This window comes from Streptococcus sp. NM (assembly GCF_003390135.1).
Classification (GTDB): domain Bacteria; phylum Bacillota; class Bacilli; order Lactobacillales; family Streptococcaceae; genus Streptococcus.
The window spans coordinates 17,494-34,944 of record NZ_QUOS01000004.1 but is presented as its reverse complement, the minus strand read 5'-3'; the positions used below and the strand labels follow the sequence as shown (position 1 = coordinate 34,944).

At 40.5% G+C, this 17,451-nt stretch carries 12 protein-coding genes and 2 pseudogenes; 13 read left to right on the top strand and 1 reads right to left on the bottom strand.

The window, feature by feature from the left end; translation table 11 throughout:
- The first annotated feature begins 27 nt into the window (after nucleotides 1-27).
- The 5 genes from DXN33_RS07260 to DXN33_RS07240 all read left to right on the top strand — a co-directional run bounded on the left by DXN33_RS07260 (nucleotide 28) and on the right by DXN33_RS07240 (nucleotide 6,201).
- The gene (locus DXN33_RS07260; RefSeq protein ID WP_049491547.1) at nucleotides 28-1,080 is read left to right on the top strand and encodes a BMP family protein; all 1,053 of its coding nucleotides are present in this window, start codon (nucleotides 28-30) and stop codon (nucleotides 1,078-1,080) included.
- Nucleotides 1,081-1,223: 143 nt separating this feature from the next.
- Nucleotides 1,224-2,759, top strand: a complete 1,536-nt coding sequence (locus DXN33_RS07255) for an ABC transporter ATP-binding protein (RefSeq protein ID WP_049551616.1) — start codon at nucleotides 1,224-1,226, stop codon at nucleotides 2,757-2,759.
- Nucleotides 2,752-3,810: an ABC transporter permease gene (locus DXN33_RS07250; protein WP_115904731.1), complete on the top strand. Its 1,059-nt coding sequence runs from the start codon at nucleotides 2,752-2,754 to the stop codon at nucleotides 3,808-3,810. The genes DXN33_RS07255 and DXN33_RS07250 overlap by 8 nt, the downstream gene beginning before the upstream one ends.
- 2 nt (nucleotides 3,811-3,812) lie before the next feature.
- Nucleotides 3,813-4,769 (top strand): ABC transporter permease, encoded by a 957-nt coding sequence (locus DXN33_RS07245; RefSeq protein WP_115904730.1) that lies wholly within the window; start codon nucleotides 3,813-3,815, stop codon nucleotides 4,767-4,769.
- An 83-nt stretch (nucleotides 4,770-4,852) separates the two neighbouring features.
- Nucleotides 4,853-6,201 (top strand): IS3 family transposase gene (locus tag DXN33_RS07240; protein ID WP_115904128.1). Its coding sequence is split into 2 segments (ribosomal slippage): nucleotides 4,853-5,294 and nucleotides 5,294-6,201, totalling 1,350 coding nucleotides; the frame shifts between segments, so codons are not numbered across the junction.
- A gap of 45 nt (nucleotides 6,202-6,246) precedes the next feature.
- Here the strand turns inward: DXN33_RS07240 and plsY are convergent.
- A complete protein-coding gene (gene plsY, locus DXN33_RS07235; protein ID WP_023946481.1) occupies nucleotides 6,247-6,888 on the bottom strand; it encodes a glycerol-3-phosphate 1-O-acyltransferase PlsY in 642 nt (213 codons plus the stop codon).
- Between the two features lie 135 nt (nucleotides 6,889-7,023).
- On the opposite strand from plsY, the gene parE reads away from it, so the two are divergent.
- The 8 genes and pseudogenes from parE to DXN33_RS07190 all read left to right on the top strand — a co-directional run bounded on the left by parE (nucleotide 7,024) and on the right by DXN33_RS07190 (nucleotide 17,450).
- Nucleotides 7,024-8,967: a DNA topoisomerase IV subunit B gene (gene parE / locus DXN33_RS07230; RefSeq protein ID WP_115904729.1), complete on the top strand. Its 1,944-nt coding sequence runs from the start codon at nucleotides 7,024-7,026 to the stop codon at nucleotides 8,965-8,967.
- Nucleotides 8,968-8,985: 18 nt separating this feature from the next.
- Nucleotides 8,986-9,990 (top strand): hypothetical protein, encoded by a 1,005-nt coding sequence (locus DXN33_RS07225; RefSeq protein ID WP_115904728.1) that lies wholly within the window; start codon nucleotides 8,986-8,988, stop codon nucleotides 9,988-9,990.
- 194 nt (nucleotides 9,991-10,184) lie between these two features.
- A pseudogene (locus tag DXN33_RS09685) lies at nucleotides 10,185-10,931 on the top strand (DUF6261 family protein).
- 92 nt (nucleotides 10,932-11,023) lie between these two features.
- Nucleotides 11,024-11,623: pseudogene (gene fic / locus DXN33_RS07215) on the top strand (protein adenylyltransferase Fic).
- 82 nt (nucleotides 11,624-11,705) lie between these two features.
- Nucleotides 11,706-12,218, top strand: a complete 513-nt coding sequence (locus DXN33_RS07210; RefSeq protein ID WP_042751534.1) for a hypothetical protein — start codon at nucleotides 11,706-11,708, stop codon at nucleotides 12,216-12,218.
- Nucleotides 12,208-13,056 (top strand): aminoglycoside 6-adenylyltransferase, encoded by an 849-nt coding sequence (locus DXN33_RS07205; protein WP_115904727.1) that lies wholly within the window; start codon nucleotides 12,208-12,210, stop codon nucleotides 13,054-13,056. The genes DXN33_RS07210 and DXN33_RS07205 overlap by 11 nt, the downstream gene beginning before the upstream one ends.
- Nucleotides 13,057-13,821: 765 nt before the next feature.
- A complete protein-coding gene (gene parC, locus DXN33_RS07195) occupies nucleotides 13,822-16,293 on the top strand; it encodes a DNA topoisomerase IV subunit A (protein WP_115904726.1) in 2,472 nt (823 codons plus the stop codon).
- Nucleotides 16,294-16,427: 134 nt separating this feature from the next.
- The gene (locus DXN33_RS07190; RefSeq protein WP_115904725.1) at nucleotides 16,428-17,450 is read left to right on the top strand and encodes a branched-chain amino acid aminotransferase; all 1,023 of its coding nucleotides are present in this window, start codon (nucleotides 16,428-16,430) and stop codon (nucleotides 17,448-17,450) included.
- Nucleotide 17,451 lies beyond the last annotated feature (1 nt).

Genomic DNA, 17,451 nt, shown 5'->3' with positions numbered 1-17,451 from the left:
TGCACATCTTATTTAGGAGGTTCAGTAATGAACAAGAAACAATGGCTAGGCCTTGGTCTAGTTGCAGTGGCAGCAGTTGGACTTGCTGCATGTGGTAACCGCTCTTCTCGTAACGCAGCTTCATCTTCTGATGTTAAGACAAAAGCAGCAATCGTCACTGATACTGGTGGTGTTGATGACAAATCATTCAACCAATCAGCTTGGGAAGGTTTGCAAGACTGGGGTAAAGAACACAATCTTTCAAAAGATAAAGGTTTCACTTACTTCCAATCAACAAGTGAAGCTGACTACGCTAACAACTTGCAACAAGCTGCTGGAAGCTACAACCTAATCTTCGGTGTTGGTTTTGCCCTTCACAATGCAGTTAAAGATGCAGCAGAAGAGCACACTGATTTGAACTATGTTTTGATTGATGATGTGATTAAAGATAAAAAGAATGTTGCTAGTGTAACTTTCGCTGACAATGAATCTGCTTATCTCGCAGGTGTTGCAGCAGCTAAAACAACTAAGACAAAACAAGTTGGTTTTGTAGGTGGTATGGAGTCTGAAGTTATCTCTCGTTTTGAAGCTGGTTTCAAGGCAGGTGTTGCCTCGGTAGATTCATCTATAAAAGTACAAGTTGACTATGCTGGTTCATTTAATGATAATGCCAAAGGTAAAACAATTGCAGCGGCACAATATGCAGCTGGTGCAGACGTTGTTTACCAAGTAGCTGGTGGTACAGGTGCAGGTGTCTTTGCAGAAGCAAAATCACTCAATGAAAGCCGTTCTGAAAGTGAAAAAGTTTGGGTTATCGGTGTTGACCGTGACCAAGAAGTAGAAGGTAAATACACTTCTAAAGATGGTAAAGAATCAAACTTTGTTCTTGTATCTACTTTGAAACAAGTTGGCACAACTGTAAAAGATATTGCTAACAAAGCAGAAAAAGGTGAGTTCCCTGGCGGTCAAGTAATCGTTTACTCATTGAAAGATAAAGGGGTTGACTTGGCAGTAACAAACCTTTCAGAAGAAGGTAAAAAAGCTGTTGAAGATGCAAAAGCTAAAATCCTTGATGGAAGTGTAAAAGTTCCTGCAAAATAATGGATGGAAGTCATTTCTTAGGAAGCGGCCCTCGGCCGCTTTTTTAAGAGTTGAGACAAAATCATTTTGTCTCAGTAAAGCTTGCTACTAGAGAAACTAGCAAGTTTTATTGAAATAAAATAAGACTCTGAAAGGAAGAGCACATGGCACACGAAAATGTCATTGAGATGCGTGATATTACCAAGGTGTTTGGTGAATTTGTTGCCAACGACAAAATCAACCTGCACCTACGAAAAGGTGAAATTCATGCACTTTTAGGAGAAAATGGGGCTGGAAAGTCCACGCTAATGAATATGTTAGCAGGGCTTCTTGAACCAACCAGTGGTGAAATTGTGGTCAACGGTCAAGTTGTCAATCTCGATTCACCATCTAAAGCAGCTAGCTTGGGAATCGGAATGGTCCACCAGCACTTTATGTTGGTAGAAGCCTTCACAGTGGCTGAAAACATCATTTTAGGTAGTGAATTGACTAAAAATGGTGTGCTAGATATCGCTGGAGCTAGCAAAGAAATCAAGGCTCTTTCTGAACGTTATGGCTTAGCTGTTGACCCTTCTGCCAAGGTAGCAGACATCTCAGTTGGAGCCCAACAACGTGTAGAAATTTTAAAAACCCTTTATCGGGGGGCTGATATCCTTATCTTTGACGAACCAACGGCTGTTTTGACTCCATCAGAAATTGATGAGTTGATGGCTATTTTGAAAAATCTTGTCAAAGAAGGAAAATCAATTATCTTGATCACCCACAAGTTGGACGAGATTCGAGCAGTTTCTGACCGCGTTACAGTTATCCGTCGTGGGAAATCAATTGAAACTGTCGAAATTGCAGGAGCTACCAATGCTGATTTGGCGGAAATGATGGTAGGACGTTCTGTTTCCTTTAAAACAGAGAAGCAAACCTCTCAACCAAAAGAAGTGATCTTGTCTATCAAAGATTTGGTGGTCAATGAAAACCGTGGTGTTCCAGCTGTTAAAAATCTGTCCTTGGATGTTCGTGCTGGAGAGATTGTTGGTATTGCGGGGATTGATGGGAATGGTCAGTCTGAACTGATTCAAGCCATTACAGGTCTTCGCAAGGTTGAATCTGGTAGCATTGAGCTAAAAGGAGATTCAATTGTAGGCTTACACCCACGGCAGATTACAGAACTAAGTGTTGGGCACGTTCCAGAAGACCGTCACCGTGATGGCTTGATTTTGGAAATGATGATATCTGAAAATATTGCCCTTCAAACCTACTATAAAGAACCACATAGTAAAAATGGAATTTTGAACTATTCAAATATTACTTCTTATGCTAAAAAGCTAATGGAAGAATTTGATGTTCGTGCTGCCAGTGAATTTGTGCCTGCAGCTGCACTCTCAGGAGGAAATCAACAAAAAGCAATTATTGCTCGTGAAATTGATCGTGATCCTGATCTCCTTATCGTCAGCCAGCCAACTCGTGGTTTGGATGTCGGTGCCATTGAGTATATCCACAAGCGCTTGATTGAAGAGCGTGATAATGGCAAGGCTGTCCTTGTTGTCAGCTTTGAATTGGATGAGATTTTAAACGTCTCAGACCGTATTGCCGTTATCCACGATGGTAAGATTCAAGGTATTGTATCACCAGAAACAACCAATAAACAAGAACTTGGTGTCTTGATGGCTGGTGGAAACTTGGGAAAGGAGAAGAGTGATGTCTAAAAAATTACAACAAATTTCGGTTCCCTTGATTTCTGTCTTCCTAGGAATTTTACTTGGAGCCATTGTCATGTGGATCTTCGGTTATGATGCTATTTGGGGCTACGAAGAATTGTTCTATACAGCCTTTGGTAGTCTGCGTGGGATTGGTGAAATCTTCCGTGCTATGGGACCTCTAATCTTGATTGGTCTTGGTTTTGCTGTTGCCAGTCGTGCTGGTTTCTTTAACGTCGGACTTCCTGGTCAGGCTTTGGCAGGCTGGATTCTCAGTGGTTGGTTTGCCTTATCTCATCCAGATATGCCGCGTCCCTTGATGATTTTCGCGACTATCGTGATTGCCTTGATTGCTGGTGGGATTGTCGGCGCGATTCCGGGTATTCTTAGAGCCTATCTTGGGACATCAGAGGTTATCGTAACCATCATGATGAACTACATTGTCTTGTATGTAGGAAATGCCTTTATCCATGCCTTTCCTAAAGACTTCATGCAAAGTACAGATTCTACGATTCGTGTTGGGGCTAATGCAACCTATCAGACACCTTGGTTGGCTGAGTTGACTGGTAATTCGCGGATGAATATCGGTATTTTCTTTGCTCTCATTGCCGTTGCAGTCATTTGGTTCATGCTCAAGAAAACAACTCTTGGTTTTGAAATCCGTGCGGTTGGTCTTAATCCACATGCTTCAGAATATGCTGGTATTTCTGCAAAAAGAACGATTATCCTCTCAATGATTATTTCAGGTGCCTTGGCTGGTCTTGGTGGAGCTGTTGAAGGTCTGGGAACCTTCCAGAACGTCTATGTTCAAGGGGCATCATTAGCTGTCGGATTTAACGGGATGGCGGTTAGTCTGCTTGCGGCAAATTCACCAATTGGTATTCTCTTTGCAGCTTTCCTATTTGGTGTTCTCCAAGTTGGAGCCCCTGGTATGAATGCGGCGCAGGTACCGTCTGAGCTTGTCAGCATTGTAACAGCGTCTATTATCTTCTTTGTCAGTGTTCATTACCTTATCGAACGCTTTGTCAAACCGAAAAAACAAGTTAAAGGAGGTAAGTAAAGATGTCTATTACAACCTTGCTCACCCTCTTGGTGTCTTCTATGCTGATTTACTCAGCACCCCTCATCTTTACAAGTATCGGTGGTGTTTTCTCTGAACGTGGTGGTGTGGTAAACGTCGGCCTTGAAGGAATTATGGTTATGGGTGCCTTTTCTGGAGTTGTCTTTAACCTTGAATTTGCAGAACAATTTGGAGCAGCAACTCCATGGCTATCTTTGCTAGTTGCAGGATTGGTTGGTGGTCTCTTCTCTATCATCCACGCAGCAGCAACGGTTCATTTCCGTGCAGACCATGTTGTCAGCGGTACGGTATTGAACTTGATGGCGCCTGCCTTGGCTGTTTTTTTAGTGAAAGTTCTTTATAACAAAGGACAAACTGACAACCTAACTCAGACTTTTGGACGCTTTGATTTCCCAGTCTTGGCGAATATCCCAGTGATTGGTGATATCTTCTTCAAGTCAACTAGTCTACTTGGTTATCTAGCGATTGCCTTCTCCTTCCTTGCTTGGTTTATACTCTTCAAGACTCGATTTGGTCTTCGCCTCCGCTCTGTCGGTGAACACCCACAAGCAGCGGATACCTTGGGAATCAACGTCTACAAGATGAGATATTTAGGGGTTATTATTTCAGGTTTCCTAGGCGGAATTGGCGGAGCGATTTATGCTCAATCCATCTCAGTTAACTTCTCAGTGACAACTATTGTTGGACCTGGATTTATCGCTCTTGCTGCGATGATTTTTGGGAAATGGAATCCAATCGGAGCCATGCTATCTAGTCTCTTCTTTGGACTTTCACAAAGTTTGGCTGTTATCGGCTCTCAATTGCCATTCCTACAAGGAGTGCCTGCGGTTTATCTTCAAATCGCACCTTATGTTTTGACAATTCTTGTCTTGGCAACCTTCTTTGGAAAAGCAGTTGCACCAAAAGCAGATGGTATTAACTATATCAAATCAAAATAAGCATACAAAAAACGTCAGTTCAGAATTGAACTGCACCCCAAAAGTTAGACAGAAAAAAATCTAACTTTTGGGGTGTTTTTATCATGAAGTTAACTTATGATGATAAAGTTCAGATCTATGAACTTAGAAAACAAGGATATAGCTTAGAGAAGCTTTCAAATAAATTTGGGATAAACAATTCTAATATTAGGTACATGATTAAATTGATTGATCGTTACGGAATAGAGTTCGTCAAAAAAGGAAAAAATCGTTACTATTCTCCTGATTTAAAACAAGAAATGATTGATAAAGTCTTACATGAAGGCTGGACTAAAGATAGAGTTTCTCTTGAATACGGCCTCCCAAGTCGTACGATACTTCTTAATTGGCTAGCACAATACAAGAAAAACGGGTATACTATTGTTGAGAAAACAAGAGGGAGAGTACCTAAAATGGGACGTAAGCCACAAACGAGACCTGAAGAGAGGACAGAATTAGAACGTCTTCAAGCAGAAAATGAGTACCTGAGAGCGGAGAATGCTATCCTAAAAAAGTTAAGAGAACTCCGATTGAAGGAGGAAAAAGAGAAAGAAGAAAGACAGAAATTGTTCAAGAATTAATGACTGAGTTTTCGTTAGATATTCTTCTAAAAGCCATTAAACTAGCTCGTTCGACCTACTACTATCACTTGAAACAGCTAGATAAACCAGATAAGGACCAAGAGCTTAAAGCTGAAATTCAATCCATCTTTATCGAACACAAGGGAAATTATGGTTATCGTCGGATTTATTTCGAACTAAGAAATCGTGGTTATCTGGTAAATCATAAAAGAGTTCAACGCTTGATGAAAGTACTCAATTTACAAGCCAAAATGCGACAGAAACGAAAATATTCTTCTCATAAAGGAGATGTTGGCAAAAAGGCAGAGAATCTCATTCAACGTCAATTTGAAGGCTCTAAAACAATGGAAAAGTGCTACACAGATGTGACAGAATTTGCCATTCCAGCAAGTACTCAAAAGCTTTACTTATCACCAGTTTTAGATGGCTTTAATAGCGAAATTATCGCCTATAATCTTTCAACTTCACCCAACTTAGAACAAGTAAAAACGATGTTGGAACAGGCCTTCACAGAGAAATACTACGAGAATACGATTCTCCATAGTGACCAAGGCTGGCAATATCAACACGATTCTTATCATCAGTTTCTAGAGAGTAAGGGAATTCAAGCATCCATGTCACGTAAAGGTAACAGCCCAGACAATGGTATGATGGAGTCCTTCTTTGGGATTCTGAAATCAGAGATGTTTTATGGTTATGAGAAGTCATTTCAGTCGCTTAAGCAATTGGAACAAGCTATTGTAGACTATATTGATTACTACAACAATAAACGAATTAAGGTAAAACTAAAAGGACTTAGCCCTGTGCAATACAGAACTAAATCCTTCGGATAAATTAATTGTCTAACTTTTTGGGGTCAGTACAAATGAACTGGCGTTTTATTTTTTAGGATGTTGGTTGGTTAGGTTCAATCCCCAAGGGACAAGATTTTCAGTTTTATTTTTGATACGAGCGATGTTGTCCTTATGACGAATGATAATCAAACTAGCAAGTGCTAGGATAATAGCGATGAATAGAGGATCATAGTTGCTCAGGATAAAACCAAAAAGTGGAAAGAGTAGAACTCCGATGACAGCCGCGACAGATGCTGTGACACTAGATAGTGAAATCATACTACCAAGATAGAGGGTTCCAAAGAAAACAACTGCAAGGTAGAGACAGAAGACAGGTGCAAATCCGAAAACCACTCCAGCACTGGTTGCGACAGCCTTGCCTCCCTTAAATCCTGCAAAGATAGGGAAGGTATGGCCAATAACAGCCAAAAGTCCAAAGATGAGAGGCGAAACGCCTTGCAGATGAAACATAATCGGAAGCAGTGTTGCTAGGGTTCCTTTGAAAAAGTCAATCACAAAGGTTGCCATACCAGCTTTCTTGCCTAAAATGCGGAAGGTATTGGTCGTTCCAGTGTTACCAGAACCATGCTCGCGCAGATTGATTTGAAAGAATACTTGTCCAATCCAGAGACCAGACGGAATCGAACCCAGCAGATAAGCTAGGATTAATAAAACTATTGTAATCATACTCCTATTATATCATGAAATGGAGAAGAAAGGCAGAGAATCTCTTCTGAAATTGTCACACCGGAGAAAGAAAAATTTTGCAAAATCCTTGGAAAACCTGTAGAATAGTAAAGATGAACGAATAGGAGGTTCCTTGTGTCAAAAAAGGAAATCAATATTAACAATTATAATGATGATGCCATTCAGGTGCTAGAAGGGTTGGATGCGGTCCGAAAACGTCCAGGGATGTATATCGGATCGACCGATGGCGCTGGGCTCCACCACCTCGTCTGGGAAATCGTCGATAATGCAGTCGATGAAGCCTTGTCTGGATTTGGTGACCGTATTGATGTAACCATCAATAAAGATGGCAGTTTAACGGTTCAAGACCACGGACGTGGGATGCCGACTGGTATGCACGCGATGGGAATCCCAACGGTTGAGGTTATCTTTACTATTCTCCACGCTGGAGGAAAATTTGGTCAAGGTGGTTATAAGACATCAGGTGGTCTCCACGGGGTGGGTTCTTCCGTTGTTAATGCCCTATCTAGTTGGCTGGAGGTTGAAATCACCCGTGATGGTGCAGTTTACAAGCAACGTTTTGAAAATGGTGGCAAACCTGTCACGACTTTGAAGAAAATCGGTACAGCGCCTAAGTCTAAGACAGGTACCAAGGTTACGTTTATGCCTGATGCGACGATCTTTTCTACGATAGACTTCAAGTACAATACCATTTCAGAACGCCTCAATGAGTCAGCCTTTCTCTTGAAAAATGTGACCTTGTCTTTAACGGACAAGCGAACAGATGAAGCGATTGAGTTCCACTATGAAAATGGGGTGCAGGACTTTGTTTCTTATCTGAACGAAGACAAGGAGACCTTGACGCCGGTTCTTTACTTTGAAGGGGAAGACAATGGGTTCCAAGTGGAAGTGGCCCTCCAGTACAATGATGGATTTTCAGATAACATTCTATCCTTTGTCAATAACGTTCGTACCAAGGACGGTGGAACGCACGAGACAGGACTCAAGTCTGCCATTACCAAGGTCATGAATGACTATGCGCGTAAGACGGGGCTTCTCAAGGAAAAAGATAAAAACCTTGAAGGGTCAGACTATCGTGAGGGACTAGCGGCCGTTCTTTCTATCTTGGTTCCTGAAGAACACCTCCAGTTTGAAGGACAGACCAAGGATAAACTAGGAAGCCCTCTGGCTCGTCCCGTTGTGGATGGAATTGTGGCGGATAAGTTGACCTTTTTCCTTATGGAAAATGGTGAATTGGCTTCTAACCTCATCCGCAAGGCTATTAAGGCCCGTGATGCTCGTGAAGCAGCACGTAAGGCGCGTGATGAGAGCCGAAATGGTAAGAAAAATAAAAAAGACAAGGGTTTGTTGTCAGGTAAATTAACACCTGCCCAGTCTAAGAATCCAGCTAAGAATGAACTCTATCTAGTCGAGGGAGATTCTGCCGGAGGTTCTGCCAAACAAGGCCGTGACCGCAAGTTCCAGGCTATTCTACCTCTTCGTGGTAAGGTTATCAATACAGCCAAGGCCAAAATGGCGGATATCCTCAAAAATGAAGAAATTAACACCATGATTTATACCATCGGTGCGGGTGTCGGAGCAGACTTTTCTATTGAGGATGCTAACTATGACAAAATCATTATCATGACTGATGCGGATACCGACGGTGCCCACATCCAAACACTTCTTTTGACTTTCTTTTATCGCTACATGCGTCCGCTAGTTGAGGCAGGCCATGTCTATATCGCCCTTCCGCCTCTTTACAAGATGTCCAAAGGTAAAGGCAAGAAAGAAGAAGTGGCCTACGCATGGACAGACGGAGAACTTGAAGAACTCCGCAAGCAGTTCGGTAAAGGCGCAACACTCCAACGCTACAAGGGGCTTGGAGAGATGAATGCAGACCAACTCTGGGAAACAACCATGAACCCAGAAACTCGTACCCTAATCCGTGTTACGATTGAAGACTTAGCACGCGCAGAACGCCGCGTCAATGTCCTCATGGGTGATAAGGTCGAACCACGTCGTAAGTGGATCGAAGACAATGTCAAGTTTACGCTGGAAGAAGCGACGGTGTTTTAGTATAGTATAGGAAATATTATGGCGAGACAGAATTATTTTGAGTTTATTAAAAGTATGCGCTTTGATGCTAAGAAAGAAATAGACATAGTAAAAAAAATACTGCAAGAAGATATCTATATAAAAAATCATAAAACTAATCTTCAGGAATTTTTTTCTGATGGATATAAAAAGTATTATCCAGTGGAGAAGAAAGGACAGCATGTTACATTTGAAGAAAAATTTACAGTCATTTACCAACGTTTTACCAGTGTTGATTGCCTTTATACTGTTTTTGAATTTATTTTAGATTTATATTTAGAAATAAGAAATAAAGATAAATTTGCAGAAAGATATGTGACGTCTAAGGGACTTGAAGAAATAGATGATTATGTAGGTTATATTCCTGAAAATTATGATGAAAGGGAAATCTGGGCAGAAGTTAAAAATCATACTTCTCTAATGGATCAATACGAAAAATTATGTGAAAGATTAGAGTATTCTTTAGATAAAACAAATCATGAATTGATTACATTGGATAATGGCAATAGAATCATTGTTGAAAAGAATGTTTATGCTTCAGAAGTTTCTCAGATTGTATCTGAAACGAGTATTGAAGATGCGATAAAGGTTTTAGAATATAATCATTTTTTAAATAAAGGAAATATTCAGCGTAAGAAAGAAATACTTCTTTCTTTAGCAGGCTATTTGGAGCCTTATCTCAAAAAATTTGATGATCCTGAAAAACTACCTAAAGAATTAAAGGGAATTTATAATGAACTAAAAATAGTGTTACAAACAAAAGGGGCTGACACGGATAAGAAAGGTAACCAGATTCCTAAGAAAATTGCTGTTTTTGATAATCTTTCTGAGATGTATAACAAAGGAGGGTTAAGACATAACAACGATAAGCAATATCATCTCGATATGAATGATGAGGAATTGGAACAATGGTATGATAATATTTATTCTTCAACCTTGTTTGTGATTCTCAGTCTGGAGATGGGAAAAAATTTATCTAAGTTGAATGAATTGAAAAAGAAATGATTTCATCCTATACTAAGAATTACCTTCCCCACCCCTAGACAAGAAATTCCACATGAAGAATTTCTTGTCTAGGAGTAAAAAACTAAATCACACATGTGTGATTTGAATTTTTAGAGCAAAACCCGAACGTTTACATGTTTTCTGAGCGGTTTTGCGGCAAAAGATTAAAAAACAAATGAAGAAGGAGGAGTTTTATGAAAAAAGAATATGGAATCACAAGTTTAACTGTACGCAATTTAGAAAACAACGAATTCTTCCAACTTCTATCTGAGAGTAAGGACGAGTTAGGGGCTTTTACAAAATCCAATAAGTCTGAGCAGGTTTATGTAACGAAGCTTGGGGATATGGAAAAACTTCTTGAGACCTTGCAAGCTGGTTTGCACCGTTTCAAGGCTAGTCAAACGGTGGCTAGTCTGGAAGCCTCTGATCGTGAGCGCGATGATGCGCTTTCTACCTTGACTAGCTTGGTCAAGGCCTTCTCTCGTGTCAAAGAGGCAGGTAGCAAGGAAGCTTACAACAAACTCAACAAACTTTTCAAAAATTATGCTGGGCTAATGAGTATGAGCTACGAAAAAGAGACAGAAGCTATTAACCATTTGCTAAAGGAGCTAAAAGATACTGACTACCAAACTGCCCTTTCAACCCTGCATTTGAAAACTCATGTAGAAACCTTAACAAAGGCGTAGGCTCAGTTTGAAAAAGCCTATAAGGAGCGCCTGGCTGAGCAAAAAGGAAAGGTACCTAGTCAAAATAAGGAAGTTCGTGCGAAACTGCAAGAAATCTATGATTTCCTTGTGGATTTTACTGCAATCAACGCCTATGCTTATCCAGATAAGACGCAGTATGCTGATCTCCGTGACTATCTCAACGCTATCCGTAGTCGCTATAAAAAATTGACACCAAAGAAAAGCAAGCAAGAAGCAGTAGCTGAGGAAAAGTAGCTTTCTTCTGAAGAAGTCCCTCACAGATAGACGAGCTTTTGTAACATAAGGCGAAGTTTTGAACTTCTAAAAGAATAGAAATGGGAACAAACATGGTATGGGAAAATAAACTAGGCATTACAAACTCAGCCCAGTTGGCAGATGTAGAAGAAAAACTGACAAAAAAACAAGCCACCCTGCTTTTTCAGACAGGAGCTTTGTTCAAGATGGAAGTTGGCACTTTTTCAGGGCTGTCCGCTATTCACCATTATCTCTTTTCGGTCATCTATGATTTCGCTGGAAAATTCCGTGATGTCAATAGTGCAAAGGATAACTTTCAATTTGCCACCCGTATTTTTTAGAGCAATCCTTACAGTATCCTGACAAACTTCCTCATGACAATTTTGATTAAGTGATTGATAAGTACGCGGATATGAATATTGCCATCCTTTCCGTGAGGGGAATGGACGTGCCATGCGGATTTGGCTAGATTGTATGCTTCGTCAGAAGCGGAGAAAGTGGTAGATTGGAACGCCATTGATAAGGATGAATACCTGAATGCCATGAAGCGTAGTGGAGTGTAGACTGGAGAACTTAAGTATCTCCTCCTCGATAATCTGACGGATGACCTCACTCAGGCCCGTTTCTTTAAGGGTGTGGATGCTTCATATTATTACGAAGGGTACAGCCTTTACCAGACAGGGGAGTTATAAAGTTCAAGTAAAGGTGATGATTATCTTTTTTAGGGAAACAAACGCTAAAACTATTGGAGGTGCAGGATTGATTACGTTATTAATGATACCTTTTTTCCTCATTCTCTTGGCTATTTTTGGAATTATATATGACTTAATGACCAGTAAAGGTAGAAAAGAGTGTGCTCGCACAGTATCCTTATTTATATTGAACATCCTCACTATTGGTATCTGTCTATTAGATCTACCCATGGAAAGTAAACCATACTCAGGAATAGGGTTTATCTTATTTTATGCACTTGCTTTCACCCCTTTGATGATTGTTTTCTCACTATATACCCTCTATAGGATTGGAAAACATTATAGGTATTTTAAGAGTAAGTTCGCTATAATACTTCGCTTCAATGCCAGTTTACTTTTCCTCCTTTCGTTAGTGAATCTATTTGTGTTATGGAGAATTTTTAAAACATATCGTAGAAACGATATTACTTTACTTTATTTTATTTTAATCGTTTTAGGAATTGGTTCGACTTTCCAATTGATAGTAGGAGAACTTGAGAAGAAAAGAATACGAATCCTTCAGAAACAAGAGGAGCTAGACAGTTATGAAAAATAACTTAATTAAAGATAGGTGCAGAAAATACAGAAATCAAGAGCAAATGCTGAGATTGATTTTACAGGTGCCCGAAAATATACAAGTAGAAGCTGTCGCCATGTCTGGTTCACGAACTGATACAAAAGCACTAAAAGATGAGTTTCAAGATTATGATGTTGTTTATGTCGTGGACGATTTAGATAATCTGACGAGAGACCTTTCTTGGTTGGACCGGTTTGGCAAACGTATCATTGAGCAAGAGGTTACTCTGGGACATCGCCGTCTTTATCTCATGCTTTTTGAAGATGGTAATCGCATTGATCTAACCCTCTGTCCTAAAGAAGACATCAACGAGTGGGTGGATAGCGAGGTTTGCTTCACAGTTTTAGTAGATGATAAGGGCTTGTTTGAATCCTATTCTCCCAGTCCTCAGCGTTTCTGGATACATCCAGCTAGTGAGACGGATTTTACAAAAGCCTGCAATGAATTTTGGTGGGTGTCAGCTTACGTGGTTAAAGGAATCTGTCGCCATCAAGTCATCTATGCGACGGACCATCTCTATGGAATCTGCCAACAAGAATTGCTCAAGCTTTTAGCTTGGCAAGTGGCAGCAGATAAGGGAACGGTCGATGTTGGCAAGAACTACAAGTGTCTCTTTAACTATATGTCTGCTGAGAAAGAGAAGGAATTCTCAAATCTGCTGGATTTTTCAAGTGTAGAGAAACTTACTCATTCATTGTTTGCTACGATGGACCTTTTCCACAGAGAAGCTCAAATCCTTGCTCAAAAGATGGGCTTTGACTATTATAAGAAAGTAGCTGAGAAGATGATTGAGTATGCTGAGGAAAGGTTGAGCTAGTATGCTAGATTATGTATTTGCTTTATTTTTCATGGGATTCCCAGGAGTCCAAATTTTAGTATTGGTGTCTTCTATATTTCTAGCTCTTAAAAGAAATAAGTTAAATAAAAGGGTGTATGGATTATTTTTCCCGATTGTTATAACCTTGTGTAATATTTGGCTTATTTCAATAGATCGCACAGAGCTTTTTGATGATGTTTTAAGATTCTATTTCTTTCTAATCTCTTTTTGTTTTCCAATGCTCATTACAGCAGTAATTTACCATGCTCTTCGATTGTCTTCTATCTATTCTCTATTAAGGTGGAAGATGATAGTTATTAGCTTTTGCTACTTAATTGGTTTAGTCTTCCATCTTCTTAATACTATGTATTGGAATGAAGTCTTTCATGGACATCAAAATGTATTTAATGCTTTGCTTATTGGGACCGTTGTTATTTCATTTCTTCCTTCCATATATTTATTTTTTGTACAAAGAAAAGTTGAACAAGTACCTACTAGCTAAATTTAAGTAAACTAAAATGTTTTAACCTGATAAAAATTTTCAAAACTTTAAACTACAGAAAGGATTGTTTGGTTTCTTACGGTAACTGAACATGGGACTAATTCCCGTAAAATACTCTTCACTGTATAAAAACTACTCTACATTCTTTGAAAGGAGTTGAACACGCCCTAAATGCTAGGTGAAAAAGATAAATTCTCTTGTGAGCTTGCTTACTTAAAGAATTTTCTATTTTCACTTGGTATTTTACGGGCTCTGTATCCTATATGTCTAACATTCAAAACATGTCCCTAGAGGACATTATGGGAGAGCGCTTTGGTCGCTACTCCAAGTACATCATTCAAGACCGGGCTTTGCCAGATATTCGTGATGGCTTGAAGCCGGTTCAGCGCCGTATTCTTTATTCGATGAATAAGGATGGCAATACCTTTGATAAGAGTTACCGCAAGTCGGCCAAGTCTGTCGGGAATATCATGGGGAATTTTCACCCACACGGTGATAGTTCTATCTATGATGCTATGGTTCGTATGTCACAGGACTGGAAGAATCGTGAGATTCTAGTCGAAATGCACGGTAATAACGGTTCTATGGACGGTGATCCGCCTGCGGCTATGCGTTATACGGAGGCTCGTTTGTCTGAGATTGCTGGTTACCTTCTTCAAGATATCGAGAAGAAGACCGTTCCTTTTGCGTGGAACTTTGACGATACGGAGAAAGAGCCGACAGTCTTGCCAGCAGCCTTTCCAAATCTTTTGGTCAATGGTTCGACTGGGATTTCGGCCGGTTATGCCACAGACATTCCTCCCCATAATTTAGCTGAGGTCATCGATGCGGCGGTTTACATGATTGACCACCCAACTGCAAAGGTGGATAAACTCATGGAATTCTTGCCTGGACCAGACTTCCCGACTGGAGGAATCATCCAGGGGCGTGATGAAATCAAGAAGGCCTATGAAACTGGGAAAGGGCGCGTGGTTGTTCGTTCTAAGACTGAAATTGAAAAGCTAAAAGGTGGTAAGGAACAAATCGTTATTACTGAGATTCCTTATGAAATCAACAAGGCCAATCTAGTTAAGAAAATCGACGATGTTCGTGTCAATAACAAGGTGGCTGGGATTGCTGAGGTTCGTGATGAGTCTGACCGTGATGGTCTTCGAATTGCTATTGAGCTCAAAAAAGATGCCAATACGGAGCTTGTTCTCAACTATCTCTTTAAATATACTGACCTGCAAATCAACTACAACTTTAACATGGTGGCGATTGACAATTTCACCCCTCGTCAGGTCGGTATTGTCCCAATCTTGTCTAGCTACATCGCCCACCGTCGCGAAGTGATTTTGGCGCGTTCACGCTTTGATAAGGAAAAGGCTGAGAAACGTCTCCATATCGTCGAAGGTTTGATTCGCGTGATTTCGATTTTGGATGAAGTCATTGCGCTTATCCGTGCTTCTGAGAATAAGGCGGACGCTAAGGAAAATCTTAAGGTAAGCTATGATTTTACGGAAGAACAGGCTGAAGCTATCGTAACCTTGCAACTGTACCGTTTGACCAATACAGACGTAGTTGTCTTGCAGGAAGAAGAAGCAGAACTTCGTGAAAAGATTGCCATGCTTGCGGCTATTATCGGTGATGAACGTACCATGTACAATCTCATGAAGAAAGAGCTTCGTGAGGTCAAGAAGAAATTTGCGACTCCACGTTTGAGTACTTTAGAAGATACAGCAAAAGTAATTGAGATTGATACAGCTAGTCTTATCGCCGAGGAAGATACCTACGTCAGCGTGACCAAGGCAGGTTACATCAAGCGTACCAGCCCACGTTCCTTTGCAGCCTCCACCTTGGAAGAAATTGGCAAACGTGATGATGACCGTTTAATCTTTGTTCAATCTGCCAAGACAACCCAGCATCTTTTGATGTTCACGACTCTTGGAAATGTCATTTATCGACCAATTCATGAATTGGCAGATATTCGCTGGAAGGATATCGGAGAGCATCTGAGCCAAACCATCACAAACTTTGAAACTAACGAAGAAATCCTCTATGTGGAAGTCGTGGATCAGTTTGATGAAGGCACAACCTACTTTGCTGCGACTCGTCTCGGTCAAATCAAGCGTGTAGAGCGAAAAGAGTTCACTCCATGGCGGACCTATAAATCTAAGTCTGTCAAGTATGCTAAGCTCAAAGACGAGACAGACCAGATTGTAGCAGTGGCTCCGATTAAACTGGATGATGTTCTCTTGATTAGCCAAAATGGTTATGCCCTTCATTTTAATATCGAAGAGGTTCCAGTTGTCGGTGCTAAAGCTGCAGGTGTCAAGGCTATGAATTTGAAAGAAGATGATGTCCTCCAATCCGCCTTTATCTGTTCCACCTCGTCCTTCTACCTCTTGACCCAACGTGGAAGTTTGAAACGTGTTTCTATTGACGAAATTCCGGCAACCAGCCGTGCCAAACGCGGCTTACAAGTCTTGCGTGAGTTGAAAAACAAACCGCATCGTGTCTTCTTGGCAGGTTCAGTTGCAGAACAAGGCTTCGTTGGTGATCTCTTCAGTACAGAAGTGGAAGAGAACGACCAAACTCTGCTTGTTCAATCCAACAAAGGAACAATCTATGAAAGCCGATTGCAAGACTTGAACTTGTCAGAAAGGACTAGCAACGGAAGCTTCATTTCTGACACGATTTCAGATGAAGAAGTTTTTGACGCTTATCTTAAAGAAGTATTTCTAGAAGCCAAATAAGTGAAATGAAGAATCAGTTCTCAGAGCTGATTCTTTTTATTGAAGAAATTTTCTGAAAATTACAAAATATACTTGCTATTTTAGAAAAATAGTGTAGAATAAAAGAAATAGGTTTTTAGAATAAGGAGTGGAATATGACAGTAACGATTGATTGGGAAAATCTCGGTTTTTCCTATATGAAATTACCTTATCGCTATATTGCTCATTTTAAAAATGGACAATGGAATCAAGGAGAACTTACAGAAGATGCAACCTTGCATATTTCAGAGTCTTCTCCAAGTCTTCACTATGGTCAACAAGCATTTGAAGGTTTAAAAGCTTATCGTACTAAGGATGGCAGTGTTCAACTGTTCCGTCCTGACGAAAATGCTAAACGTTTGCAACGTACTTGTGATCGTCTCTTGATGCCACAAGTTCCGACAGACATGTTTGTAGAAGCTTGTAAGGCAGTTGTCCGCGCCAATGAAGAATACGTACCACCATATGGAACAGGTGGAACCTTATATCTTCGCCCTCTTTTGATTGGTGTCGGAGATATTATTGGGGTTAAACCAGCAGAAGAGTATATTTTCACCATCTTTGCTATGCCAGTTGGAAATTACTTTAAGGGTGGATTGGTTCCAACCAACTTCTTGATTCAGGATGAATACGATCGTGCGGCTCCAAATGGTACAGGTGCAGCTAAAGTTGGTGGGAACTATGCTGCAAGTCTCTTGCCAGGGAAATTGGCCAAGTCACGTCATTTCTCAGATGTTATCTATCTAGACCCATCAACTCATACAAAGATTGAAGAAGTCGGTTCAGCTAACTTCTTTGGAATTACAGCTGATAATGAATTTGTAACACCATTGAGTCCATCTATCTTGCCATCTATTACCAAGTACTCTTTGCTTTACTTGGCAGAACATCGCTTGGGCTTAACTCCTATTGAGGGGGATGTCCCGATTGATAAGCTTGACCGTTTTGTAGAAGCAGGTGCCTGTGGTACAGCAGCAGTTATTTCTCCAATTGGTGGAATTCAGCACGGTGATGATTTCCATGTTTTCTATAGTGAAACAGAAGTAGGTCCTGTGACTCGCAAACTCTATGATGAGTTGACAGGAATTCAGTTTGGCGATATTGAAGCGCCAGAAGGTTGGATTGTAAAAGTAGATTAAA

What these genes read in the sequence shown, in the direction of transcription:
- DXN33_RS07260 (WP_049491547.1), top strand. Translation starts at nt 28, where the DNA reads ATGAACAAGAAACAATGGCTAGGCCTTGGTCTAGTTGCAGTGGCAGCA.
- DXN33_RS07255 (WP_049551616.1), top strand. Translation starts at nt 1,224, where the DNA reads ATGGCACACGAAAATGTCATTGAGATGCGTGATATTACCAAGGTGTTT.
- DXN33_RS07250 (WP_115904731.1), top strand. Translation starts at nt 2,752, where the DNA reads ATGTCTAAAAAATTACAACAAATTTCGGTTCCCTTGATTTCTGTCTTC.
- DXN33_RS07245 (WP_115904730.1), top strand. Translation starts at nt 3,813, where the DNA reads ATGTCTATTACAACCTTGCTCACCCTCTTGGTGTCTTCTATGCTGATT.
- plsY (WP_023946481.1), bottom strand. Translation starts at nt 6,888, where the DNA reads ATGATTACAATAGTTTTATTAATCCTAGCTTATCTGCTGGGTTCGATT.
- DXN33_RS07225 (WP_115904728.1), top strand. Translation starts at nt 8,986, where the DNA reads ATGGCGAGACAGAATTATTTTGAGTTTATTAAAAGTATGCGCTTTGAT.
- DXN33_RS07210 (WP_042751534.1), top strand. Translation starts at nt 11,706, where the DNA reads ATGATACCTTTTTTCCTCATTCTCTTGGCTATTTTTGGAATTATATAT.
- DXN33_RS07205 (WP_115904727.1), top strand. Translation starts at nt 12,208, where the DNA reads ATGAAAAATAACTTAATTAAAGATAGGTGCAGAAAATACAGAAATCAA.
- parC (WP_115904726.1), top strand. Translation starts at nt 13,822, where the DNA reads ATGTCTAACATTCAAAACATGTCCCTAGAGGACATTATGGGAGAGCGC.
- DXN33_RS07190 (WP_115904725.1), top strand. Translation starts at nt 16,428, where the DNA reads ATGACAGTAACGATTGATTGGGAAAATCTCGGTTTTTCCTATATGAAA.